We start from the raw sequence: 23,106 nt of genomic DNA on the forward strand, positions 1-23,106 counted from the left end.
GGGTTGCCCGCGCCGGTTTGGGGGGTGCGCGCCCCCCGCGCCCCCGCCGGGGGCCCGGGGGGGGGCCCCGGGGCCGCGGCCGTTCTCAGCAGGCGGCGCTCACCCCTCAAGCACGCGGTTCGAGCACGCAGTGGTACTCGCTCATCGCGTCCATCAGCCAGCGGGCCAGATAGTCCGCGAAGGACACCCGGGGCAGCAGGCGGTAGGTCGGGAACCCGTCGACCTGCCACAGCAGCAGCGGCACGGGACCCACGTTCGTGGCCAGCGCCTGTCCTGGACCGAACGCGCGGGGGTGCAGGTCCAGGGGGCAGCCCTTGTCCAGGACGTCGCGCGCGGAGGGGCCGCGCAGTTCCAGCGTGGTGCGGTTCGCGGAGACGTCCACGACCGAGCCCGGGGAGCCTTCGAGTGCCGTACGCAGCCGGGCCGTCAGCTCGGTGCCGTCCGTGTGCGAGAGCACCAGCCACTCGTCGGGGCCGAGCCACAGCACCGTATGCGGGCCCGCGGCCGAGGTGGAGCCGCAGCGGCGGGGGAGGGGCGCGTCGAGCGCCTTCTCCAGGCGGTCGGCGCCGGCGGAGCCGACCGCCACCCGCAGGTTGACCATGGTGATGAACGGCCACTCGCTCAGGGACACTCCGCGCGCCCCGCTGAGGGAGGCAGCGCGCATCCGCTCCTCCAGATGCGCCAGCGGACTGCGCCGCAGGGTGAGCGGACCGGAATCTGGGTAGCCGGTGCCGTTGGGCTCAGCCATCGCGCCTGCTCCCTTCGGGGTCGTAGAGGACGGGTTCGGCCACCGTGACCGGCACCAACTCCTCGCCCACGGGGGCCAGAAGGGTGTCGCCGACGCGGTCGCGGCCCGAGGCGACGAGCCCCAGCGCGAACGGCCGCCCCAGCGCCGGACTGTGATAGCTGGAGGTGACGTGCCCGAGCATCGGCACGGGCCCCGCCTCGGGCGTGACCGGCACGCCCCGGTCGATGATCTGGGAACCCTCGGGCAGCCGCGTCGAACCGTCCGAGGGCAGCAGCGCGACGAGCTGCTTGCGGTCGGTGCGCGCGGTGTCGGGCCGCGCGTAGGAGCGCTTGCCGATGAAGTCCTTGAGCTTGGAGACGGCCCAGCCCATGTTCGCGTCCTGCGGGGTGACCGTGCCGTCGGTGTCCTGCCCGACGATGATGTAGCCCTTCTCGGCGCGCAGCACGTGCATGGTCTCGGTCCCGTACGGGGTGATGCCGTACGGGCGGCCCGCCTCATACACCTGCTCCCACACGGCGAGGCCGTACCAGGAGGCGACGTTGATCTCGTACGCCAGCTCGCCGGAGAAGGAGATCCGGCACACGCGCGCGGGAATCCCGCTCGCGAGCGTCGTCTCGCGGAAGGCCATGAAGGGGAACGCCTCGGCGGACAGGTCGAGTTCGGGCACGAGCGGCGCGACGACCTCGCGGGCGCGCGGTCCCGCGACGGCGATGGTGGACCACTGCTCGGTGACCGAGGTGCAGTGCACGTCCAGCTCGGGCCACTCGGTCTGCAGCCACTCCTCCAGCCAGTCCAGGACCTTGGCGGCGCCGCCGGTCGTGGTGGTCATGAAGTAGCGGCCCTCTTCGAGGCGGAGGGTGACCCCGTCGTCGAAGATCATGCCGTCCGGGGTGCACATCACCCCGTACCGGCCCATCCCGGGCTTCAGCTTCTTGAAGCCGTTGGTGTAGATCCGGTTGAGGAACTCGCCCGCGTCCGCGCCCCAGATCTCGATCTTGCCGAGGGTGGTGGCGTCCATGAAGCCCACGCCCTCGCGCACCGCACGGCACTCGCGCGCGACGGCGGCGTCCATGTCCTCGCCCTCGCGCGGGTAGTACCAGGGCCGCTTCCACTGGCCCACGTTCTCGAACTCGGCGCCGTGCTCCACGTGCCAGGGGTGGATGGTGGTCAGCCGCGCCGGGTCGAACAGCTCGCCGCGCTCGCGCCCGGCCAGCGCGGCGAAGCCGACCGGGGTGTACGGGGCGCGGTACGAGGTCGTGCCCAACTCCCCTGGTGAGAGCGGGTCCTCGCCCCTGGCCAGCGCCGCGGCGATCACGCCGATCGCGTTCACGCCCGAGGTCTTGCCCTGGTCGTTGGCGGTGCCGATGGAGGTGTAGCGCTTGACGTGCTCCACCCCGCGCATGCCCGTGCCCGTCGCGCGCCAGATGTCCGCGACCGTGGCATCGCGCTGCACGTCGACGAAGTGGGTGTCCCAGCCGCCGGGTTCGCCGGGCCCGGCCACCAGCCACAGCGGGCGCACGGGACCGAGGCCGTGGTCCGATGCCGAATACGGCGTGCGGCCCTGCACGGAGGCGGTGAAACCGACGGCACCCGCCGCTGCCGCACCGGCCTCCGCGCCCTCCGCGAGACAGCCGCCGAGGCCGAAGGTCCCGTGCACGGCGCCGGCGAGATGCTGCTGCGGCACGGCCTCCTCGGGTACGAAGGCCGACAGCTCCTCGTCCCAGCGCAGCCGCCCCTGGCGCTGGCTGTGCAGGTGGACGACCGGGCTCCAGCCGCCCGAGACGGCCAGCACGTCGCAGTCCAGGCACTCCTCGCCGTCGCCGTCGAGCGGCTTCCCGTCCTCGTCCAGCGCGGCCACCCGTACGCCGTCGAGCCGCCCGGTCTCCGCCGCGCCCGAGGTGCCCACGACCGCGCTGCCCGTCAGCACGCGCAACCCCGTGGCCTCGGCGATCTCGCCGGCGCGCTGCGAGAGTTCGGGCCGCGAGTCGATCACCGCGGGGATCTCGACCCCGTTCGCGTGCAGGTCGGCCACGGTCTCGTACGCGCTGTCGCTGGTGGTGGCGACGACGACACGGCGGCCGGGCACGACCCCGTACCGGTTCAGGTACGTGCGCACGGCGGAGGCCAGCATGATGCCGGGGCGGTCGTTGTCGGCGAAGACCAGCGGGCGCTCGTGCGCGCCGGTGGCCAGCACGACGCGGGCCGCGCGGATGTGCCACACCCGCTGCCGCGAGACGCCCTGCGGCGCGCGCTCGCCGAGGTGGTCGGTGCGCCTCTCCAGCGCGAGCACGTAGTTGGCGTCGTACGAGCCGAAGGCGGTCGTGCGGCTCAGCACCTGCGCCTCGGGTGCGGCCTCCAGGCGCGCGCTCACCCGTGCCGTCCACTCACCGGCCGGAACGCCGTCGACGGTCTCTCCCGGCGCCGACAGCAGCGAACCGCCGGGCTCCGGCTGCTCGTCCACGAGCATCACCCGCGCCCCGGTGCGCGCGGCGGCGTCGGCCGCGGCCAGTCCCGAGGGTCCCGCGCCGATCACGAGGACGTCGGTGTGCACGTACTTCTTGTCGTAGACGGCCGGGTCGGGGGTGGGGTCGAGGCGGCCCATGCCGGAGAGCGTCTGCGCGGACAGGCCGTTGAACAGCTCGATTCCGGTGGCGGGCAGCATCGACTCGGCGCAGCCCGCGAGGGTCAGGCGGACCAGCGCGTTGGGCTCCTCGACTCCGGCCGAGACGACGCCGCGCGGGCGCCCCCGGTAGAGCGAAGGGGCGGCGCCGGTCAGTCCGTTGGCCAGCATGGCGGAGGCGAGGGTGTCGCCGGGGTGCCCGGTCAGCTCCTCGCCGTCCACGGTGAAGCGCAGCAGCTTCTCGCGCTTGACGCGGCCGCCGCGGGGGAGCCGGTGGAGCTGGTTGCTGAACTCCATGGCGCCGGGCTCGGCACGGGATGCGGTCGGGCCGGTCATGAGGGCGCTCCGGCGAGCTCGCGTGAGGTGGGCGTGGAGGCCGACGGGGAGGTGGTGGCCGGTGCGGGCTGGTCGGGGCGGGGTTCGCCGAGGCGGTAGACGGCCAGCACCTCGTAACTCACGGTGTCGCGCAGGGCGTTGAACCACCGGCGGCACCCGGCGCTGTGCGCCCACCGCTCGGCGTGCACGCCCTTGGGGTTGTCGCGGTAGAAGACGTACTCGCCCCACTCGCGGTCGCTCAGCGCGTGCGGGTCCTCGGGATAGGGGACGTGGGCCTGGCCGCCGCAGTGGAACTCGGTCTCATCGCGCGGACCGCACCACGGGCAGGTGATCAGCAGCATTCGTGTGCTCCCTCTCTCGGTGGGCTGCGGGCCCTCAGTGGGCGACGGCGGCCGCGCCGTGCTCGTCGATCAGTGCGCCGGACTCGAACCGCTCCAGCCCGTACGGGGCGTTGAGCGGGTGCGGGGTGCCGGTGGCGATGGTGTGCGCGAAGGTGTAGCCGGCAGCGGGGGTGGCCTTGAAGCCGCCGGTGCCCCAGCCGCAGGCCACGTACAGGTCCTCGATCGGTGTCCGGCCGATGACCGGCGAGGCGTCCGGGGTCACGTCCACGATGCCGCCCCAGGTCCGCAGCACATGGGCGCGCGCGAAGATGGGGAACAGCTCGACGGCCGCGGCCATCTGCTCCTCGATCACGTGGAAGGCGCCGCGCTGGCCGTACCCGGTGTACTGGTCCACACCCGCGCCCAGCACCAGTTCGCCCTTGTGCGCCTGGGAGACGTACACGTGCACGTGGTTGGACATCACGACGGTGGGGTGCACCGGTTCGTGCAGCTCGGAGACCAGCGCCTGGAGCGGGTGGGACTGGATGGGCAGCCGGAAGCCGGCCAGCTCGGCCAGCACGCTGCTGTGGCCGGCGGCCGCGAGGCCGACCCGCCCGGCGTTGATCCGCCCGCGGCTGGTCTCCACGCCCACGACCCGCTCTCCGTCCTTGACGAAGCCGGTGACCTCGCAGTTCTGGATGAGGTCGACGCCCATCTCGTCGGCCTTGCGGGCGAGCGCCCACGCCACGTGGTCGTGCTTGGCGATGCCCGCGCGTGCCTGGAAGGTGCCGCCCAGGACCGGGTGGCGGGTGTCCTGCGAGACGTTGAGGATCGGGCAGACCTTGGCGACCTCCTCGGGCTCCAGCCACTCCGAGTCCACGCCGTTGAGCCGGTTGGCCGTGGCGCGCCGCCGTCCCTCGCGCACGTCCTGGAGGGTGTGCGCGAGGTTGAGCACGCCGCGCTGGCTGAAGAGGAAGTCGTACTCCAGCTCCTCGGGCCAGCCCTCCCACAGCCTCAGCGCCTTCTCGTAGAGCGCCGCGCTCTCGTCCCACAGGTAGTTGGAGCGGATGATCGTGGTGTTGCGGGCCATGTTCCCGCCCGCGAGCCAGCCCTTCTCCAGCACGGCGACATTGGTGATGCCGTGCTCCTTGGCCAGGTAGTACGCGGTGGTCAGGCCGTGCCCTCCGGCGCCGACGATCACCACGTCGTACGAGGACTCCGGCTCGGGATTCCGCCAGAGGAATTCCGGGTGTTCGGGCAGCGGAGGCGCGCTCATGCCGTCTCCTTCGGGGACTGGGGGCCGATCGGGAGCGGGGTGCCCTTCGAGAGCTGGGTGCCGTTCGTGAGATGGGGGTAGAGCGGGAAGTCGTCGGCGAGCTTGGCGACGCGGTCGCGCAGCAGGTACGTCTCGTCCTCGGGCAGCCGCTCGGAGGTGAGCGTCTGCGCGATGATGTCGGCGACCTCGCGGAACTCCGGCAGCCCGAAGCCGCGGGTGGCCAGCGCGGGAGTGCCGACGCGCAGCCCGGAGGACACCATCGGCGGGCGCGGGTCGAAGGGCACCGCATTGCGGTTGACCGTGATGCCGATGCGGTGCAGCCGGTCCTCGGCCTCCTGCCCGTTGAGCTGGGACTCGCGCAGGTCGACCAGCACCAGGTGCACCTCGGTGCTGCCGGTCAGCACGCTCGCGCCCGACTCGGACACGTCGTCGGCCAGCAGCCGGCCTGCCAGGGCCCGCGCGCCGGCGAGGGTGCGCTGCTGGCGCTCGCGGAACTCCTCCGAGGCCGCCACCTTGAAGGCCACCGCCTTCGCCGCGATCACATGCTCCAGCGGCCCGCCCTGCTGGCCTGGGAACACCGCGGAGTTGATCTTCTTCGCGTACTCCTTCTTGGAGAGGATCACGCCGCCGCGCGGGCCGCCGAGGGTCTTGTGCGTGGTGGTGGTGACGACGTCCGCGTACGGCACGGGGTTGGGGTGCAGGCCCGCGGCCACCAGGCCGGCGAAGTGCGCCATGTCCACGAGCAGCAGGGCGCCGACCTCGTCCGCGATGCGGCGGAACTCGGCGAAGTCGAGCTGCCGCGGATACGCCGACCAGCCGGCCACGATCATCTTGGGGCGGTGGGCGAGGGCGAGCCGCTCGACCTCCTCCATGTCGACGCGCATGTCGGAGCGGCGCACGTGGTAGGGCACGACCTCGTACAGCCGGCCCGAGAAGTTGAGGCGCATGCCGTGCGTGAGGTGGCCGCCGTGCGCCAGGTCCAGGCCCATGATCGTGTCGCCGGGCTCCAGCAGCGCGGCCATCGCGGCGGCGTTGGCCTGGGCGCCCGAGTGCGGCTGGACGTTCGCGGCCTCGGCGCCGAACAGCTCCTTCACGCGCTCGGCGGCCAGCCGCTCCACGACGTCCACGTGCTCGCAGCCGCCGTAATAGCGCCGTCCGGGATAGCCCTCGGCGTACTTGTTGGTGAGGACCGAGCCCTGGGCCTCCAGCACGGCGGCAGGGGCGAAGTTCTCCGAGGCGATCATCTCCAGGGTGGCCTGCTGGCGGTGCAGTTCGGCACCCACGGCCGCGGCGATGTCGGGGTCGAGGTCTGCGAGGGGAGAGGTGAGCGCATCGACGGGAGCGGGAGGGGCGGTCGCGATCGAGGGGTTCGCTGACAACTGAGCACCATCCTCTGGCCAACTACGGGACAACTGATATATCAGTCTGTGCGTTAACGTATGGGAGCCTGTTGAGCGCGTCAAGGGAGCGTGGAGCAGAAGGTGTTGACGATGATGTCCGCAAGCACGGCCGCAGGCGCTGCGGCTGATGGCGCCGTCGAGGAGCTGTCCTTCGCCGAGCGCGCGTACCGCGCCCTGCGCGACCGCCTGGTGATGCTGGAGATCCGCCCGGGGGAGCCGGTCAACGAGGACCAGCTCGCGCACGACCTGGGCTTCGGGCGCACTCCGGTGCGCGAGGCGCTCAAGCGGCTGCAGTACGAGCGGCTGATCGCGACCTACCACCGGCGCGGCACCTTCGCGACCGAGGTCAACATCACCGATCTGGCCCACATCTCCGAGGTGCGCCAGCAGTTGGAGCCGATGGCGGCGGCGCAGGCGGCCCGGCGCGCGGGCGAGCACGACCGCGCGGTGCTGGGCGCGCTGCTGGAGGAGCTGGGGGCGGGGGATCCCGAGCACCGCCCCGCGGGTGAACTGATGCGCCTGGACCTGCGGGTGCACCGCGCGATCTACGCCGCCACCCACAATCCGTACCTGGAGGACACCCTGGTCAGGCACGACAACCTGGCCACCCGCATCTGGTGCCTCTTCCTGGACCGGCTGCCCGGCGGGGTGCTCGGCCACGTGGAGGAGCACCGCCCCCTGCTGGAGGCGATCATCGCCGCTGACCCGGCGACGGCGGAGCAGCTCGCCGGCAGCCATGTGGAGCGGTTCGAGAAGGCGGTGCGGGCGGCGATCTGAGGGGTGGGCGGTGCGGGTTACGGTGCCGCCGATGACGACACCGCCCACGCCGCGCGGGCCTCGGACGCCTGCCGCGCCTTCTGCTTCCCCCGCGCCTTCTGTTCCCTCCGCGTCTTCCGCGCCCTCCGCGCAACTGATCCTGCTGCGCGGCAACAGCGCCAGCGGCAAGAGCTCCGTCGCCGCCGGGCTGCGCGAGCGGTACGGCCGCGGGCTGGCCCTCGTCGGCCAGGACACGCTGCGCCGCGAGGTGCTGCGCGAGCGCGACGTCCCCGGCGGCGCGAACATCGGGCTCATCGACCTGACCGCCCGGTACGCACTCAACCACGGCTTCCACGTGGTGCTGGAGGGCATCCTCTCGACCGAGCACTACGCCGGGATGCTGAGCGCGCTGCTCGCCGACCACGCGGGGCGCTCCCACTGCTTCTACCTGGACGTGCCCTTCGAGGAGACGCTGGTGCGGCACGCCACGAAGCCTCAGGCCGCGGAGTACGGGGAGGCCGAACTGCGCCGGTGGTTCCGCCCCCTGGACCTGTTGCCCGGCGGAGTGGAGACCGTGATCCCCGCGGCCAGCGGGTTGGAGGAGACGGTCGAGCGGATCTTCACTGGCTCCGGGCTGGATGTGCTGGGCGCGCCCGCGGACGGGGCCGGCGGCGGGGTCAGGTCGCGGGAGGCCCGCTCGGAGGTTCGGCCGGAGTCGTGAGCTGTCGGCGGATCAGGTCGTCGGTGAGGCGGGCCGTTGCCAGCAGGTCAGCGCGGGAAGCGCCGAGGCGGGCCCGCGCCGAGAGCCCGTGCCATGCGGTCTGGACGAGGCCGGTGAGCTGCGCCGGGTCGGTCCCCGCGGCGAGCTCGCCGTCCCGCGCCGCGCGCTCGACGCGTGTGCTGAGCGCCCGCTCGTTCGCCTCCTGGAGCTCGGCGAAATAGGCGGTCACATCCAGCGTGCCGGTGCTGTCGGTCATCGCGGCGCTGCTGCTCAGGCAGCCGGGGTGGGTGTCGGGGTGCTGGGTGAACTCCCGCACCGAGTCGGTGAGGACGCGGGCCAGGGCGACGCGGATGTCGGGCTCGGGGAGGGCGCGTTCGTAGATCTCCCGATAGCGCTCGGCGTAGGTGCGCACCGCCTCCTCGAACAGCCCCGCCTTGCTGCCGAACGCGGCGTAGAGGCTGGAGGTGGAGAGCCCCAGCGCCTCGGTGAGCGCGCGGGTCGACGTACCGGAGTAGCCGCGCCGCCAGAAGAGGCGGGCGGCCTCCAGGATCGCGCGGTCGCGGTCGAAGGCGCGGGGCCGGCCGAGCGGGCGGGAGGTCTGGGAAGTCCGGGGCACGCTTGCATTGTAGAGCGTCTGCTCCATAATCCACTTATGGAGCAGACGTTTCAGAAGAAGGTGCCGGTGGGCGGCGGGAGTTGGGTCACCGTCGACGTGTACGGAGACCCGGAGGCGCGGGGGCTCGTCGTCGTCCCCGGCGCCATGAGCGACGCGCACGCGTGGCGCCACGTCGCGGGCTCGCTCGGCGCCTGGCCGTCGGTCGCGGTCGTCAACCGCCGCGGCCGTACGCCGTCGGGGCCGCTGACCGATGCGTACTCGCTGCGCGCCGAGGTCGACGACCTGGGCGCCGTCCTCGACGAATGCGTGGGTGCGGAGGCGGTGTTCGGCTGGAGTTACGGCGGCCTGATCGCGCTGCTCGCTGCCGATGAGCGCCCGCTGTGCCACGTGATCGCCTACGAGCCGGTGATGGGGCCGTTCGGCCTGCACGCGCTGCCCGAACTGAGGGCCGCCGAGGCGGGGGAGGACTGGGACGCGGCCGTCGAGCTCGTGGTGCGGCGGGTCTCCGGCCTCGGCGCGGAGGATGTCGAGGCCCTACGGGAGGACCCCCAAGGGTGGGCGGCGCTGCGGGAGTTGAGCAGGCCCGCGTACGCCGAGCTGGCCGCGCTCAATGAGGCGCCGCAGCCGGAGGAGCTGGCGCGGCGCGCGGAACGCGTCGACCTGATCCTCGGCGAGCGCAACGCCGGAGCAGTCCCCTACGGGGAGTCCCCTTACGGGGCCACGTTCGCCGACGTACGGAAGCGCGTGCCCCGGGCCGGGGTGCACGGGCTGCCGGGGCAGGGGCACATGGCCCATCTGGAGGAGCCGGGGCGACTGGCGCGCCTCATCGACGACCTGGCCACTCCCGCCCCCACCTCGTACAACCAGGGGTCTGGCGTGCCCACTCACCCATCGGGCAGGGCGACCGAGGCCGCCGTACGGGCTTCTCCGTAGATCCTCGCCACATCGTCCCCCGAGTGCTGACAGGGCACAGCGGCACCACGAGGATCGTCCCCGACTCGGGGGTGCCCGCACCCCTCCACGCTCGGGAGATCCGAAGGGACCGTTGCCACCGTGCCCAGCAGGAAGACTCGTTCGCGCCTCGTCGCCACCGCCGCCGCCCTGGCCGTGGTGACGGGGACGCCCACCGCGTACGCAGCCCTCGACAGCGACAGGGGCCCCGCCGCGCAGCCCGCCTCCTCCTCCGGCGCCGCCCGGGGCAAGCCGTACATCGACACGCATCTGTACTTCGGCACCGGGCGGCCCGGTGGCCAACCGCCGGTCTCGGACAAGGAGTTCCTGTCCTTCGTGGACAAGCATGTGACGCCGAGGTTCCCGTCCGGGCTGACCATCCACCAGGGCCGGGGCCAGTGGCGGAACGAGCAGGGGCGGATCACCCGCGAGCGGTCCTACGAGCTGAACGTGCTCTACCCCGTGTCCGAGGCGCGGGCCCACGACGCCGACATCGAGCAGATTCGCAAGGAGTACAAGCACGCCTACGACCAGGAGTCCGTACTCCGCACCGACGACCGCGAGCAGGCCGACTTCTAGCCTCCAATCCACGTGCCTTCCGGTTGACGGGTCCTCTGCGGGGAACTAGTTTCCTGTCAGGAAACTGGTTCTGATGGAGCACCCACACACCGGGAGGCACGTATGTCGGACGAGAACACCCCGCCCGCGGAGGCGGCCCGCGCCCTCGAGGACATCGAGCGGCGCCGCGCGCAGGCCCGTACCGCGCAGAGCGAATCGCGCTGGGTCGGCGCCGTGTTCGCGCTCGCGATCTTCGCCCAGCTCGCGGCGCCCGACTTCTTCGGCGAGGGCGTGAGCTCCACGGTCAACGTGCTGTTCGCGGTGCTCGTCGTCGCGTACGTGGTGATGCTCCGCACCCGCCGCGGCAGCGCCCTGCTGGGGCGGCCCACGCGGGTGCGCAAGAACGAGGTCTCGCCGCGGTTCGTGCTGTGGGCCCGGGTGACGATCGTCGCCGTGATGGTGATCGGCTTCTTCGGCGGGCGCTATCTGGACGGCGGCCTCTTCCCGTACGCGGGAACGGTGTTCGGCGCGCTCATCGGCGGCGCGCTCCTGCTCTTCGGCCCCCGGCTGCAGCAGGCGCTCAACTCGGCGGCCATGCGCGGCCCCGACTACACACTGGGCGGTACGGCGCATGGCACCCGCTGATTTCGACAGCGCGCTGCTGGATCCCACGCGGCTCTCGATCGTCTCGCTGCTGGCGGCCGTGGACTGGGCCGAGTTCCGCTGGGTGCGCGAGGAGGCAGAGCTGTCGCCCTCGGCGCTCTCCAAGCAGGTCGGCACGTTGGAGGAGCGCGGCTATGTGGAGGTCGAGCGCGGTTACGTGGGCAAGCGCCCGCGCAGTTGGCTCGCGCTCACTCCGGCAGGCCGCGAAGCACTGGAGAAGCACGTGGCCGCGCTCCAGCGCATCGTGGAGGACTCGCAGCGCGCGGCGGAGCGCCGCGACGCCGACTCCTGAGGGGTGCGGCCTGACCGGTCATGGGCGTGATCTACCGTGCGCACCATGACGCACACCGACCCCATCCCCACCGCCGACCTCGTCGACCGCCACGGCACCGAACTGCGCGTGTGCGACCTGCAGTTCCGCCAGTTCGGTGCGCACCGCTCGTTCGCCGGGCCGGTCAGGACCGTGCGGTGCCACGAGGACAACGGGCTCCTGCGCGAGCTGCTGCGTACTCCCGGCGAGGGCCGTGTCCTCGTCGTGGACGGCGGCGCCTCGCTGCGTACCGCGCTGGTCGGCGACCTGATCGCCGCCTCGGCGCAGGACAACGGCTGGTCCGGGCTCGTCCTGCACGGCGCCGTGCGCGACAGCGCCGCGCTCGCCGGACTGCGGCTCGGCATCAAGGCGTTGGGCACCATCCCGCGCAAGAGCCGCAAGGAGTCCGCCGGCGCCGTGGACGTCCCCGTGACCTTCGGCGGCCTCACCTTCCGCCCCGGCGACGTCCTCCACGCGGACGACGACGGCATCGCGTTGTTGCCGGAGAGGGAGTAGGGGATTCCTCGACGGGGGTGGCGGCGCCCCCGCGAACTGCCCTTCCCCGCTCCGGAGTTGCCGGTGGCGCCGGGGCGGAAGGGGCCTTTACCTCCGCGGCGTAACCTTTCTGCGCCCGGTGCGTTGTTCACACCGGTGCGCTCCCCGGCGGCCGGGTCGTGTGGATGCGGGTCCGGGACCTTCGCCTGGTGTCCGGGCTCGCGGTGAACGGGAGCCGGTGACTGGCACACGCCGGGGAGGGCACTTCTTGTCACCGCTGTGACGGATGTGCATCTCCGTACGCAGACAAGAGTGCCGCCGACTGGTCATCGGCCGGCCTGCGGATCGAGGATTCCTCCTCTCCGCGCGGCGGCGCGGGCGGCCACACCCCTCAGGACCGCCCGCGCCGCCCCTCGGCGGCCTGGCGGGTGCCCATGCGGTCGCGGCAGGCGTACTTCGTGCCCTCGACGGTGGCGCGTGCCAGGCCGACCGCGTCGTGCAGCAGCTCGGTGTGCGCCTGGCCGCCGGTGCTGCCGTGCTGGGTGCGCAGCAGTACGGCCGCGCAGGTCAGGGCGTCGCAGGCGGCGTTGACCTCGGGGACGCGGCGGTGTGCCTCGCGGAGGCCCGAGGCCAGTCCCTCCAGGTGGTGGATGACGGTCGTGAGGTCGACGGCCGTGTCGTGCACGGTGCTCATGCCGGGGGCTCCTCTCGCTGTCCACGGCTCGATCTCCCCGGCGCCGGGGAGGCGCGGATGTCAGGCGGACCGGTCGGCCTTCGTCACCAGGTAGTCGCCGAGCACCAGATAGTCGATCTCGGTGCCCAGGAAGCAGTTCAGCGCGTCCGACGGCGCGCACACGATCGGCTCGCCCGCCACGTTGAACGAGGTGTTGATCAGGCACGGCACGTCGGTGAGCGAGGTGAACCTGCGCAGCAGCGACGCCAGCCGGGGCGTGCCCTCGTCGGTGATGGTCTGCACCCTGGAGGTGCCGTCCACGTGCGTCGCACCGGGGATGACGCCCTGGAACTCGGGCCGTACGGGGAAGACGAAGGTCATGTACGGCGAGCGCTCCTTGCGGCCCATCTCGAAGACCTTCGGCGCGTCCGACTCCAGCACGATCGGCGCGAAGGGCCGGAACGGCTCGCGGTGCTTGACCTTGGTGTTGATGACGTCCTTGATGTCGTCGAAGCTCGGGTTGGCCAGCAGGCTGCGGTGGCCCAGGGCGCGCGGCCCGTGCTCCAGCCGGCCCTGGAACCAGCCGACGACGACCTTCTCGCTGAGCAGCTTCGCCACCTGGTCGACGACCTCGTCCTCGGACAGCCGGGTCCACCGCACGCGGTCGGCGAACCGGTGGAGGGTCTGCTCGATGGTCGCGTCGTCGTACTCGGGGCCGATGTACGGGGTGACGGTGTCCGCGTACTTCACCTCGGCCGTCGTCCGCGGGTGGTTGGCCCAGGCGTGCACGGCGGCGCCGATGACCACGCCGGTGTCGCTGGCGCCGAAGCTCACCTGCATGTCCTCGAAGCGCGAACCCTCCAGCAGATGCGTGTTGTTGACGCAGTTCAGCGCGAGACCGCCCTCGAAGAGGAGGTGGTTGAGGTCGGTCTTGGACTCCAGCGCGCGGAGCTGGTGGCCGGTGACCACCGTCAGCATCTCCTGGGCCGCCGCGGCGATGTTGGCCTTGTATTCGACGGTGTCCTCGAAGGGGCCGAAGTGCTTCTCGAAGAGGTCGTCGAAGCAGCGCGGGTTCTCCACGTCGTGCGGCCTGCACAGGGTGTAGCGGCCGTCCTCGTGGAGCTGGACGAAGTGGTCGAGGAAGGGGTTGGGCGAGGGCGGCCCGGCGAATCCGGAGAGGCCCATGACCTTGTACTCGTCGTTGTTGGGCACGAATCCCAGATAGCGCGTGATGGAGGCGAAGAGGTTCCCCATCGAGTCGTTGGCGCTGATGGTCGACTCGTCGAAGACGCGAATGCGGCCGTCGCGTATCTCGCCGATCAGCGAGGAGAACAGCTCGGCGCGACCGTCGCTGATGAGGAACGCGGTGTCCTTCTTTCCCGCCATGTAGTACCCGGTCATCGCGTGCGCGAGATGGTGCTGCACGAACACGACCTTCTCCGGGTCCGGAGTGAATCCGGTGCGCTCGGCGAAGTCCGCGAGAATCGCCTCGCGGCCCAGCGCCTTCTCGAAGAGCTCGCCGAGGTGGTCCAGCCGGGTCACCTTCTCCGCGGGCTGCATCGGCGCGGCGGCGAGTTCCGCCATCATCGCGTCGAAGACCTCGGGGGAGAAGTTCCACGGTACGGCGATGAGGTCGATGTCGGAGAACTCGACGTTCGCCTGCTCCAGACACCACTGCACCGCGTTGAGCGGGAAGTCGGAGGTCTTCTTCTCCCGGTTGAGCCGCTCCTCCTCGACGGCCGCCACGAGTTCGCCGTCGATGAGCAGCGCCGCGCCGGCGTCGTGACCGAGGACGTAGTGCTTCTCGGTGCCCACAGCGTCGTACTGCTCGGCGAAGACCTCGGCACCCCGGGTGAAGCCGTTGCACCCCAGAACAATCATGGGCAAATTCCTTCTCTGTTGTGCTGAGTAAGCTGTGCTGAGTAACCGTGCTGAGTGACGGGCGTCCGCCGCCGGGCACCGGCAGGGAATCGGGCCGCGGGGAATCCGGCCGCAATTCGGGCCGCCTAATGTCCCGTTGAGGCTATCGACGCGCACGGCGCGGTCACAACATGCGCAACACACCAGTGGATATGCGTTCTTCACTCGCGGTCCTGCGGTGCGGCCTCTCGCGTACGGTGAGAATAGCCGGTGAACTCGTGCGCGGAAGCGGTGCGCGGAAGCGCGGAGTCGCCCGGTGAATTTCCGGCTTACGAGTTCCCCCGCTCACCAGTTCCGAGGAGGAGTTCCATGCCACTGGACCGCATACTCCGCAATCTGATCACCTGGCAGCGCGTCGACGGACCCCCTGTCCCGCTGCGGGAGTTGAGCGTCGCGCAGGCCCGCGAGCGGTACCGCGCGAACGCGATCGGCGCACCGGGCGCGGGCCCGGGGAGCGGTCCGGAGCGCGCGGTGACGTCGGTGGACTGCGGCGTCGACACAGCCGACGGGTCCTCCTTCCGCGTCAGGGTCTACACGCCTGCTTCCGACGAGGGCCGGGTGGTGACCTTCCTGCACGGCGGCGGCTGGGTCGTCGGCGACATCGACACCCACGACGCGGTCTGCCGCACCATCGCGGCCGGGCTGGGCGCGGTCGTCGTCTCGGCCGACTACCGCCGCGCGCCGGAGCACCCCTATCCCACCCCGCTGCTCGACGCCGTCGCCGCGGCCCGCTGGACCGGCCGGTCCTTCCCAGGTCGCGCGCACGTGATCGCCGGGGAGAGCGCGGGCGCGCACCTGGCGGTCGGCGTCGCGATGGAGGCGCGGGACGCCGGCGACCTCGACCTCGCCGCGCAACTGCTGCTCTACCCGCCGGCCGACCCGAGCCTGCGCTTCGCCGCGACCAGCGCGCACGCCGAGGGCTATCTGCTGTCGGTCGACGACCTGGCCTGGTACTACGACCTGTACGTGCCCGATCCGGCGCGCCGCGGCGACCCCGCGCTCCATCTGCTGCGCGCCGACCTGCGCCGGCTGCCCCCGACGGTGGTCGGCACGGCCGAATTCGACCCGCTGCACGACGAGGGCGCCGAGCTCGCCGACAAGCTCGCCGTCACCGACGTCTCCGTGCGCCATGTGCCGGGCCCCGGGCTGGTCCACGGGTATTTCCTGCTCCAGCACGTGGTTCCGGCGGCGGCAGCGGGTGCCCGGCGAGTGCTGCGCGAGGTGGACGCGGTGCTGCGGGAGGCGGGGGAGGGCGCCGGTGCCGGCAGCGTCGAAACGTACGCCGGTGCCGTACGGGGCAGGTGAACGGCCGCGCGCCGCCCGGCCCACACGCAGCCCACCCCGCACACACGCAGCCCGGCCCGGCCTCCGCGAGGGAGACCGGGCCGGGCCTCTTCGTGCGCGGGCGACAGCCCTCAGCCGACCGCCCCTTGAGCCGCTGGCTCCTCCGCTGCGTCCGGGGCGCAGTCCGCGTACAGCGGGGTGAGCTCGCCGGACAGGAACAGCCGGCGCATCTCCACCCGGCGGATCTTGCCGCTGGTGGTGCGCGGCACGCCGCCGCGGCGCAGCAGCACCACCCCGCAGCGTGCGACGCCGAAGCGCACGGCGACGGTCCGCGCGACCGCGGCGGCGAGCCGGCGCAGCTCCGCCTCCTCCGGACGCCCGGCGATCTCGTGCGCGAGGACGGGCAGCTCCCCGGCGCCCTCCGGGTGCGGGACGGTGAACGCCGCGCCGCCGCCCACGAGTTCGGGGTGCCGCGCCCGCGCCTCGCGCTCGATGTCCTGCGGATACAGGGCGCCGCCCGGTACGGCCACCCGTTCCCGGACCCGCCCGGTCACGTACAGCTCGCCCTCGTACAGCGCCCCCGTATCGCCCGTGCGCAGATAGCCGTCCGGCGTGAAGGCGCGCTCGGTCGCGGCCGCGGCGCGCCAGTACGCCGTCGCGATGCCGGGCCCGCGCAGCCGGATCTCGCCGACGCCGCCGGGCGGCAGCGGCTCGCCGGTGCGCGGATCGGCGATCAGTACGTCGAGGTCGCGCGGCGTCCCGCAGCTCACCAGATCGGCGCCGGTGTCGGCCGGCTCCAAGCGGTGTTCGCGCAGTGCCTCGGCGTCGAACCGCGTCACCAGCGCGCCCCGGTGCGCCTCGCCGGACACGAACACGGTGGCCTCGGCCATGCCGTAGCAGGGGCACAGCGCGTCGGCGCGCAGCCCGGCCGGCGCGAAGCGCTTGGCGAAGGCGTCGAGCACCGCGGTGTCCACGGGCTCGGAGCCGTTCGCGGCGATCCGCCACCGCGACAGGTCGAGCCCGGCCACCTGCTCGTCGGTGATCCGCGCGCAGCACAGCTCGTAGGCGAAGCTGGGCGCGGCCGACCAGCACACGTCGTACTCGTCGATCATGCGCAGCCAGTGGTGCGGGCGCTTCAGGAAGGCGCTGGAGCGCATCAGCACGCAGCAGCCGCCGAGCAGCAGCGCGGGCAGGATCTGCCCCAGCAGCCCCATGTCGTGGTAGTGCGGTATCCATCCGCCGAGCCGGGAGTCCGGGCCCAAGTCGAAGGCGCGGCGCTGGCTTTCCACGTTGTGCAGCAGATTGCCGTGCCGGACCACCACGCCCTTGGGCTCGCCCGTGGAGCCCGAGGTGTACTGGAGCATGGCGGGCGTTTCGTGGGTGAACGGGCGGGGCGTCCAGTCGCCCGGATCCGGCAGCGCGGGGGAGTCCGGTGCCGGGGAGTCGGTCGCCTCGACGGAGTCGGCGGGCAGGCCCTCGGCCTCGGCCCAGGCGGCGACCGCCGGCAGGTTCTCCGTGTCGGTGAGCGTCGCCGAGACCGCGGCGTTCAGCGCGATGCCGTGCACCCGCGACTGCTCGTGCCGGTAGCGCCCGGGCAGCGGCGCGGGTACGGCGACGACCCCGGCGTAGAGGCAGCCCACGTACGCGGCGACGAAGTCGAAGCCGGTGGGATACAGCAGCAGCGCCCGGTCGCCCTCGGAGAGGCGGGAGCTCAGCCGGCGTCCGATGCGCCGGGCCGCCGCGTCGAGCTCCGCGTACGACCACCGGGACGAGCCGTCGGACCGCTCCACGTCGTCGACGAGGATCACGGCGGTGCGGTCCGGCGTGGAGAGCGCGCGTGCGCGGACGACCGCGGCGGCGTCGGTCGCGTCCGGCAGGCCCGGACCGCTTGCGGAGGGGAAATCGACCATGGCTGGGTTCTCCTTTCCGGCGGCTCAGGAGCCCTCGCGCCCGGCGGCGCCGTCGAGTTCGACCTGCGCCGCGATGAGCGCGCGCGCCCGGGACCGCTGGAGCTTGCCGCTGGTCGTCTTGGGGATGGTGCGCTTCGGCACGAGGTGCACCTCTGCGGGCGCCACGCCGGTACGGGAGCCGACCGCGGTGCGCACGGCGTGGCGCAGCTCCTCGTGCCGCGCCTCCTCCCACTCCGTCTCGACGATCAGGTGGAGGTCCTCGGAGTCGGCGCCGTCGGCGCGGTGGCCGACCGCGATCACCGCGCCGAGCCGCACGCCCGGCACGGCCTCGGCCGCCTGCTCGAAGTCCGAGGGGAAGTAGTTGGCGCCCCGGATGATCACCAGGTCCTTGGCGCGCCCGGTGATCCGCAGCCCTCCGTCGCGCAGATAGCCGATGTCGCCGGTCTTCCACCAGTCCGGCGCCGCGACCGAATCGGCCGTCTCCTCCGGCAGGTTGAAGTACCCGAGGGTGCGCGCCGGGCTGCGGAACTGGACGTGGCCGATCCGGTCCTCCGCCAGCTCCCGCCCCTCGCCGTCCACGACCCGCACCTCGGCGCCGGCCACCGGCACCCCGCAGTCCACGATCCGCAGCGCGTGCTCGCTGTCCGGCGCGACATCGCGTACCCGCGAATCCGCCACGGCGGCCTGCCGGTCGATGGAGTCGGCGACGAGCGGCGCGCCCGGCCGGGTGGTGGTGATCGCGAGGGTGGCCTCGGCCATCCCGTACGCGGGCGTGAACGCGCCCGCGGACAGGCCCCATTGGGCGAAACGCTCGGTGAAGCGCCGCGCGGTGTCCGGCTGCACGGGCTCGGCCCCGCACAGCGCGACCCGCCAGGAGGACAGGTCCACGCCCTCGAGATCCTCGTCGCGCACCCGGCTGGTCACGTACCCGTAAGCGAAGTTGGGCGCGGCCGAGACCACGCCGCGGTACGTGCCGATGTGCCGCAGCCACTCGGCCGGCGCGCGGAGGAACCTGCTGGGCGGCATCAGCACCGTGTGCCCGCCGGAGTACACCGGGCACAGGACGCCGGTGATCAGGCCCATGTCGTGGTGCAGGGGCGCCCAGCTCACCGTGGGGTCGGCGTCCGTCCAGTCCAGGGCGCCGGTGAACTGCGCGCAGTTGGCGGCCAGGTTGGCGTGCGAGATCATCACGCCCTTGGGCTTGCCGGTGGAGCCCGAGGTGCACTGGATCAGCGCCAGGTCGTCGCCGTCCGGCAGGCGCACGGGGTGCCGCGGCGCGTCGGCCGCGTCGGCGCGCGCGCAGAGCTCGGCGCCGTCGATGAGGTCGACCTCGGTGAGGTGGGGGAGTTCCGCGATGACCGCGGACGTGGTGACGATCGCGGCGGGGCGCAGATATCCCACCAGGTCCTTGAGGTGGCCCTCGGCTCCGGCCGCGCCGCCGAGGCGGAGCGGGACGGCGATCGCCGTGGGCATCGCGCCGAGCAACTGGGCGCCGAAGAAGGCGGTCACGAACTCCTTGCCGGTGGGCAGGCACAGCACCACGCGGTCGCCGAGCCCGACGCCGCGTTCGGCGAGGGCGGCCGCCGTGCGCGCGGATTTCTCGAGGAGCACGTCATAGCGCAGCGTCTCCTCTTTTCCCGGCTCCGGTATGAGCGTCATTCCCGAGTCCTGGGCGCCGCGTTCCGCCTGGGCCAGCAGCGCGTGCAGAATGCTCGGAAAACGCGGTTGCAGTGCGTTCATCCGGTGAACTCCTCGTTCAGGCCGCCGAATCGAGCGGCGGTCCACGGTTGTACGGAGACGTCGTCGGAGACGATGCGGGCGGGGCGGAATCCGTGCCGCGCGGCCAGATCCCGCGCGGCCAGCACTCCGGCGGAGGACAGCCCGCCGTAGGAGGGGCTGGGCGTGCCGGGTTCCAGGCCGAGCAGCATCGTCTCGGCCATGCAGGAATAGAGGATTCCCGGCGGCAGGGTGATGCCGGGGAAATGCGGCGTCTGCATTCCGGGGAGCCGGATGCGCCCGCCGTCGGCCAGCGTCACGTTGGGCATCGCCGCCACCGCGGGGTGCACGTCGCCCGGCACGGCGAGGTCGCACACCAGCACCTCCCCCTCGTCGGCGAGGTGTTCGGGGCGGATCACCGGGTCGGCGGAGTTGGTGGCGCTGACCACGACGGGGCAGTCCCGCAGCGCGCCCATGTCCTCCGACACCGACACCTTGGTGGGGTGGCCGGCGCGCTCGGCGAGGCGGTCGGCGACCGCCTGGAGCCGTCGGGCGGAGCCCGGGCGGCCGACCAGCACCATCGAATCGCAGTGCGGGGCGAGGAGTTCGGCCATCACGGCGCCGATGTTGCCGATGCCGCCGACGAGTCCGACACGGCGCTCGCCGCCTGCCCCGGCTCCTGCTCCGGCTCCTGCTCCGGCACCGCCCGCGGCCCCGGCCCCGCTTCCGGACTCGGCCAGCCTCCGGAGCAGCAGGTCGTACGCGCAGGCCGCGGTCAGCGAATTGCCCGAGGTCACCCGCACGCCGCTCTCCACCACGTCCCGCGAGGCGTCGGTGACGATCGAGGTGTGCCCGCCGAGCCCGATGACCTCGCCGCCCAGCGCGACGCCCAGGTCCACCGCGTCCAGCACGGTGCGGCGCAGCCACGCGCCGTGGCCCGCCTTCAGCGCCGCGACCGCCTGGCCCGCGGTGAACGGCGCGGCCACCATGACGACCTCCACCGCCCCCGCCCGTTCGGAGGCGACGCGGTGCCGGGCCACCTCGAAGGGGTCGGCCTCGCCCTGCAGCCGGTCGAAGGCCGCCGCGCACTGCGCGTCCGACCAGCTCGCCAACTCGGGCGCGAGGGAACGGAGTTTGGCGGGGGTGTCCATGTTGGCGAGGAAGACGACGCGGCGTACGTCGTCTCCGCTGCGGCTCACGCTGCTGCTGCCGTGACCGGCGCCCCGGCTCCCGGCCTGGCCACTGTCGCGCTCCGGGCTGCCGACGCGCTCCGGCACGGCCCCGTCCCCCCGCGGGTGCGGCACGTGCTGCGGCGGCTCCCAGGCCTCGGTGGCCGGCACGGTCAGATGCTCCAGCAGCGTCGCGTACTCCCCGCGCGACAGCAGCCCCGCCACGTCGTCGAAGGCCGCACCGATGCGCTCGACCTCGGCGGGGTCGAGCAGCGCCGAGGGCTGGATGCGCACGGTGGTGGGGGCGGAGAGCGTCGGGATGACCCGGATGCGGTGGGTGTGCAGCAGCCGCCCCGCGAGGAGGTAGCCCAGCGACTCGGAGTCGAACATCTCGCGCAGCAGGCCGGATTCGGGCCGGGGGAGTGCGAACTCCACGCCGAGCAGCAGGCCGCGGCCGCGCACCTGCACCACGGTGTCGGGCCGGCGCCGTGCGACCTCGTCCAGGCGTGCGCGCAGCAGTGCGGACACCGAGGCGATGCGGTCGCGGTAGGCGAGGGACAGGTCCAGCGCGGCCGTCGCGATGCGCGAGGAGAAGTCGTCGTCGGCGAAGGTGGAGGTGTGGTGGCGGCCGAACTCCGGCACATAGCGCTCCGCGTCGACCAGCAGGGCCGAGATCTTGGCCAGCCCGCCGCCGAGCGACTTGGAGAACAGGTAGTAGTCGGCGAACACCCCGGAGCGCTCGGAGGCCAGGAAGGTCCCCGTGCGCCCCATCCCGCACTGGATCTCGTCGAAGACCAGGGCCGCACCGTGCAGATCGGCCAGCTCGCGCAGCGCGGCGAGGGTCGCCGCCGGAACCTCGTGCACCCCCGACTCGCCCTGGATCGGCTCCGCGAAGCACGCGGCCACGGGGGAGAGGTGGCGCAGTTCGGAGTGCGGTACGCCGGCGGGGTCGACGGTCACCGTGCAGACCGGCACCCGCTCGGCGTCGAGCGCGGCCACCACCTTCTCGGGCGTCCAGTCGTGCAGCCTCCGGTGCCGGGGACCCGGCACATGCAGGTCCTCCGGGATGTTGCCGCCGTGCGTGAGCGTGCCCGCGCCGGTCGACTTGCCGTGGAAGGCGTTCCGCAGCGACACGAACAGCGGGTCGGAGCGCCGCAGCGCCGCGGTGCGCCGGATCGCCTCGCCGAGCACTTCGGCACACGTACGGCCGGCGGCGGGGCCCGTGGCGCAGGGGACGTCGGCGAGGCCGTCGCGCTGGGCCCGCCGCAGGGAGCGCTCCAGCTCCTCCTGGAGCGCGCCGAGCCGGCGCCGGTGCTCGACCGTGGCGTGCTTCACCGCGGCCTCGACCGCCTCGGCGCCGGAGTTGCCGAGCGTGACCACGTACCGGGAGCCGGTGGTCTCGCCCACGATCCGCGACAGCCGCTCGGCCAGTTCGGCGGCGCCGGGGCGGATGCTGGCCTGCGCGTTGAAGGGAATCCGCTGGTCGAGGCAGCGCCGGGCCACCTCCACCAGCTCGGGGTGGTTGTGCCCGAAGAGGGACGAGCCGGCGCCGCCGACGAGGTCGAGCACGCGGATTCCGGCGTGCGCCCCGTCGCCGCCCTCGTGGTTTTGCGGGACCAGGGTCAGATAGTCGCCCTCGCCGTCCCGGTAGGTCGCGTCCAGGTGCAGCGCGCGGAAGAGGCGGGCGAATTCGGGCCTGGCGTATTGCGCGAAGGCGGATGGCGAGGAGGCAGGTTGCGAGGGGTGTACGGGGGCGGAATCGGCGGTCATGCGGCACCGTCTTTCCGGCCCGCCGCCATCGCCGCGCCGGTCGGAGCGGCCGCCGGAGTGGCCGTTGCCTTCAGTGAGGCGGCGACCTGGGCCACCACGTCGCGCAGCGTCCGCATCGCCGCCGCCTGCTCGTCCGAGATCTGCACGGCGAATTCCGCCTCCATATCGACGACCAATTCGATGGAACGGACGGAATCGAGGCCGTAGTTGACCAGCGGGGTGTCGGGGTCGAGCCGTGCGACCTGGAGCCGGTCGCGGAAGAGTGTGTCGACGACCCGGAGAATGTCCTGGTCCATGAAGGTGCTTCCCCCATCTGGAGTTCAACGCCGTATCGCCACGGCGAACGAAAGGTCTGGATCGGAGCGGACCCGCACCGGCACCGGTTCGCCCTCGTAGGAGGCGAGCAATCCGCCCTCGGTAAGGGCGAGTTCGACGCGCCAGAAGACGAATTCGCGCGGGGTGACGAGGGCGTTCAGCGCCTTGAAGGCCGCCTCCTTGGCCGCGTACAGATCCCGTGCGCCGTACGGTCCGCCGGGCGCGAGCAGCAGCCGGCGCTCCCGCTCGCGCAGCACGAAGCGGGCCACCCGCGGTGCGATCTCCGCGTCCTCGATGTCCACGCCGACCGCCGCGGCGCCGGGCGCCACCGTGGCGACCGCCAGCCGCGCGGTGTGCGAGATCGAGCCGGGGAACCCGGGCGGGAAGCGCGGCCGCCCGCCGGCTTCGCGGGGCACGTCACGGCGGGCCGAGCCGCACGCGGCCAGCGCGCCTGCCGCCGCCGCGCGCCCCGCCGCCGACTGCTGCGCGGGGCCGCGCGGCGGCGGTACCGCGCGGAACGCGAGCACCGTGCCCGGCGGAAGGCCCGCGGGCGGCTCCCGCCCGACGCCCACCGCGCCG

21 protein-coding genes are annotated in these 23,106 nt (G+C 72.8%); 8 read left to right on the forward strand and 13 right to left on the reverse strand.

All coding sequences use genetic code 11. The annotated features are described in order from the left end of the window. Positions 1-106 precede the first annotated feature (106 nt). From ABEE00_RS32780 to ABEE00_RS32800, 5 genes are read right to left on the reverse strand one after another with little or no spacing between them, the layout of a single operon-like run. The gene (locus tag ABEE00_RS32780; protein WP_345749420.1) at positions 107-748 is read right to left on the reverse strand and encodes a sarcosine oxidase subunit gamma; all 642 of its coding nucleotides are present in this window, start codon (positions 746-748) and stop codon (positions 107-109) included. Continuing rightward, positions 741-3,704: a sarcosine oxidase subunit alpha family protein gene (locus ABEE00_RS32785; protein WP_451918724.1), complete on the reverse strand. Its 2,964-nt coding sequence runs from the start codon at positions 3,702-3,704 to the stop codon at positions 741-743. Before ABEE00_RS32785 ends, ABEE00_RS32780 begins: the two co-directional genes overlap by 8 nt. Beyond that, complete coding sequence (locus ABEE00_RS32790; RefSeq protein WP_345749421.1) at positions 3,701-4,045, reverse strand: sarcosine oxidase subunit delta; 345 nt, start codon at positions 4,043-4,045, stop codon at positions 3,701-3,703. Before ABEE00_RS32790 ends, ABEE00_RS32785 begins: the two co-directional genes overlap by 4 nt. A 34-nt stretch (positions 4,046-4,079) precedes the next feature. After that, entirely contained in the window at positions 4,080-5,300 is a 1,221-nt protein-coding gene (locus ABEE00_RS32795; protein ID WP_345749422.1) for a sarcosine oxidase subunit beta family protein, read from the reverse strand. Next, complete coding sequence (locus ABEE00_RS32800) at positions 5,297-6,679, reverse strand: serine hydroxymethyltransferase (protein WP_451918725.1); 1,383 nt, start codon at positions 6,677-6,679, stop codon at positions 5,297-5,299. The genes ABEE00_RS32795 and ABEE00_RS32800 overlap by 4 nt, the downstream gene beginning before the upstream one ends. Positions 6,680-6,790: 111 nt before the next feature. On the opposite strand from ABEE00_RS32800, the gene ABEE00_RS32805 reads away from it, so the two are divergent. Then, positions 6,791-7,477, forward strand: a complete 687-nt coding sequence (locus ABEE00_RS32805; RefSeq protein ID WP_345749423.1) for a GntR family transcriptional regulator — start codon at positions 6,791-6,793, stop codon at positions 7,475-7,477. A gap of 31 nt (positions 7,478-7,508) precedes the next feature. After that, positions 7,509-8,177 carry an AAA family ATPase gene (locus tag ABEE00_RS32810; protein WP_345749424.1) on the forward strand — a complete coding sequence of 223 codons (669 nt, stop codon included), beginning with the start codon at positions 7,509-7,511 and terminating at the stop codon, positions 8,175-8,177. Here ABEE00_RS32810 and ABEE00_RS32815 read toward each other — a convergent pair. Beyond that, positions 8,134-8,793, reverse strand: coding sequence for a TetR/AcrR family transcriptional regulator (locus ABEE00_RS32815; RefSeq protein WP_345749425.1), 660 nt, complete (start codon positions 8,791-8,793; stop codon positions 8,134-8,136). The genes ABEE00_RS32810 and ABEE00_RS32815 overlap by 44 nt on opposite strands. A gap of 36 nt (positions 8,794-8,829) precedes the next feature. Between ABEE00_RS32815 and ABEE00_RS32820 the strand changes: the two genes are divergently transcribed. The 5 genes from ABEE00_RS32820 (at position 8,830) to rraA (ending at position 11,791) form a co-directional block, all read left to right on the forward strand. Beyond that, positions 8,830-9,726, forward strand: a complete 897-nt coding sequence (locus ABEE00_RS32820) for an alpha/beta fold hydrolase (protein WP_345749426.1) — start codon at positions 8,830-8,832, stop codon at positions 9,724-9,726. A gap of 120 nt (positions 9,727-9,846) precedes the next feature. Further along, the gene (locus tag ABEE00_RS32825) at positions 9,847-10,323 is read left to right on the forward strand and encodes a DUF3574 domain-containing protein (RefSeq protein ID WP_345749427.1); all 477 of its coding nucleotides are present in this window, start codon (positions 9,847-9,849) and stop codon (positions 10,321-10,323) included. 102 nt (positions 10,324-10,425) lie between these two features. Next, a complete protein-coding gene (locus tag ABEE00_RS32830) occupies positions 10,426-10,947 on the forward strand; it encodes a hypothetical protein (RefSeq protein ID WP_345749428.1) in 522 nt (173 codons plus the stop codon). Continuing rightward, the gene (locus tag ABEE00_RS32835) at positions 10,934-11,257 is read left to right on the forward strand and encodes a winged helix-turn-helix domain-containing protein (RefSeq protein WP_345749429.1); all 324 of its coding nucleotides are present in this window, start codon (positions 10,934-10,936) and stop codon (positions 11,255-11,257) included. Before ABEE00_RS32830 ends, ABEE00_RS32835 begins: the two co-directional genes overlap by 14 nt. Positions 11,258-11,302: 45 nt before the next feature. Beyond that, a complete protein-coding gene (rraA, locus tag ABEE00_RS32840) occupies positions 11,303-11,791 on the forward strand; it encodes a ribonuclease E activity regulator RraA (RefSeq protein ID WP_345749430.1) in 489 nt (162 codons plus the stop codon). Between the two features lie 370 nt (positions 11,792-12,161). Here rraA and ABEE00_RS32845 read toward each other — a convergent pair whose 3' ends face one another. Next, on the reverse strand, positions 12,162-12,464 hold the full coding sequence (locus ABEE00_RS32845) for a hypothetical protein (protein ID WP_345749431.1): 303 nt from the start codon (positions 12,462-12,464) through the stop codon (positions 12,162-12,164). Between the two features lie 60 nt (positions 12,465-12,524). Then, a complete protein-coding gene (locus ABEE00_RS32850; RefSeq protein ID WP_345749432.1) occupies positions 12,525-14,324 on the reverse strand; it encodes a carbamoyltransferase family protein in 1,800 nt (599 codons plus the stop codon). Between the two features lie 348 nt (positions 14,325-14,672). Between ABEE00_RS32850 and ABEE00_RS32855 the strand changes: the two genes are divergently transcribed. Further along, positions 14,673-15,668: an alpha/beta hydrolase gene (locus tag ABEE00_RS32855; protein ID WP_345749433.1), complete on the forward strand. Its 996-nt coding sequence runs from the start codon at positions 14,673-14,675 to the stop codon at positions 15,666-15,668. A 110-nt stretch (positions 15,669-15,778) separates the two neighbouring features. Here ABEE00_RS32855 and ABEE00_RS32860 read toward each other — a convergent pair whose 3' ends face one another. From ABEE00_RS32860 to ABEE00_RS32880, 5 genes are read right to left on the reverse strand one after another with little or no spacing between them, the layout of a single operon-like run. After that, a complete protein-coding gene (locus ABEE00_RS32860) occupies positions 15,779-17,557 on the reverse strand; it encodes a fatty acyl-AMP ligase (RefSeq protein ID WP_345749434.1) in 1,779 nt (592 codons plus the stop codon). Positions 17,558-17,581: 24 nt separating this feature from the next. Continuing rightward, positions 17,582-19,297 carry a fatty acyl-AMP ligase gene (locus ABEE00_RS32865; RefSeq protein WP_345749435.1) on the reverse strand — a complete coding sequence of 572 codons (1,716 nt, stop codon included), beginning with the start codon at positions 19,295-19,297 and terminating at the stop codon, positions 17,582-17,584. Then, a complete protein-coding gene (locus ABEE00_RS32870; RefSeq protein ID WP_345749436.1) occupies positions 19,294-22,212 on the reverse strand; it encodes an aminotransferase class III-fold pyridoxal phosphate-dependent enzyme in 2,919 nt (972 codons plus the stop codon). The genes ABEE00_RS32865 and ABEE00_RS32870 overlap by 4 nt, the downstream gene beginning before the upstream one ends. After that, positions 22,209-22,508, reverse strand: coding sequence for an acyl carrier protein (locus tag ABEE00_RS32875; RefSeq protein ID WP_345749437.1), 300 nt, complete (start codon positions 22,506-22,508; stop codon positions 22,209-22,211). The genes ABEE00_RS32870 and ABEE00_RS32875 overlap by 4 nt, the downstream gene beginning before the upstream one ends. 24 nt (positions 22,509-22,532) lie before the next feature. Further along, positions 22,533-23,099 carry a 4'-phosphopantetheinyl transferase superfamily protein gene (locus ABEE00_RS32880; protein ID WP_345749438.1) on the reverse strand — a complete coding sequence of 189 codons (567 nt, stop codon included), beginning with the start codon at positions 23,097-23,099 and terminating at the stop codon, positions 22,533-22,535. Positions 23,100-23,106 lie beyond the last annotated feature (7 nt).

This window comes from Streptomyces odontomachicola (genome assembly GCF_039605595.1).
GTDB lineage: Bacteria > Actinomycetota > Actinomycetes > Streptomycetales > Streptomycetaceae > Streptomyces.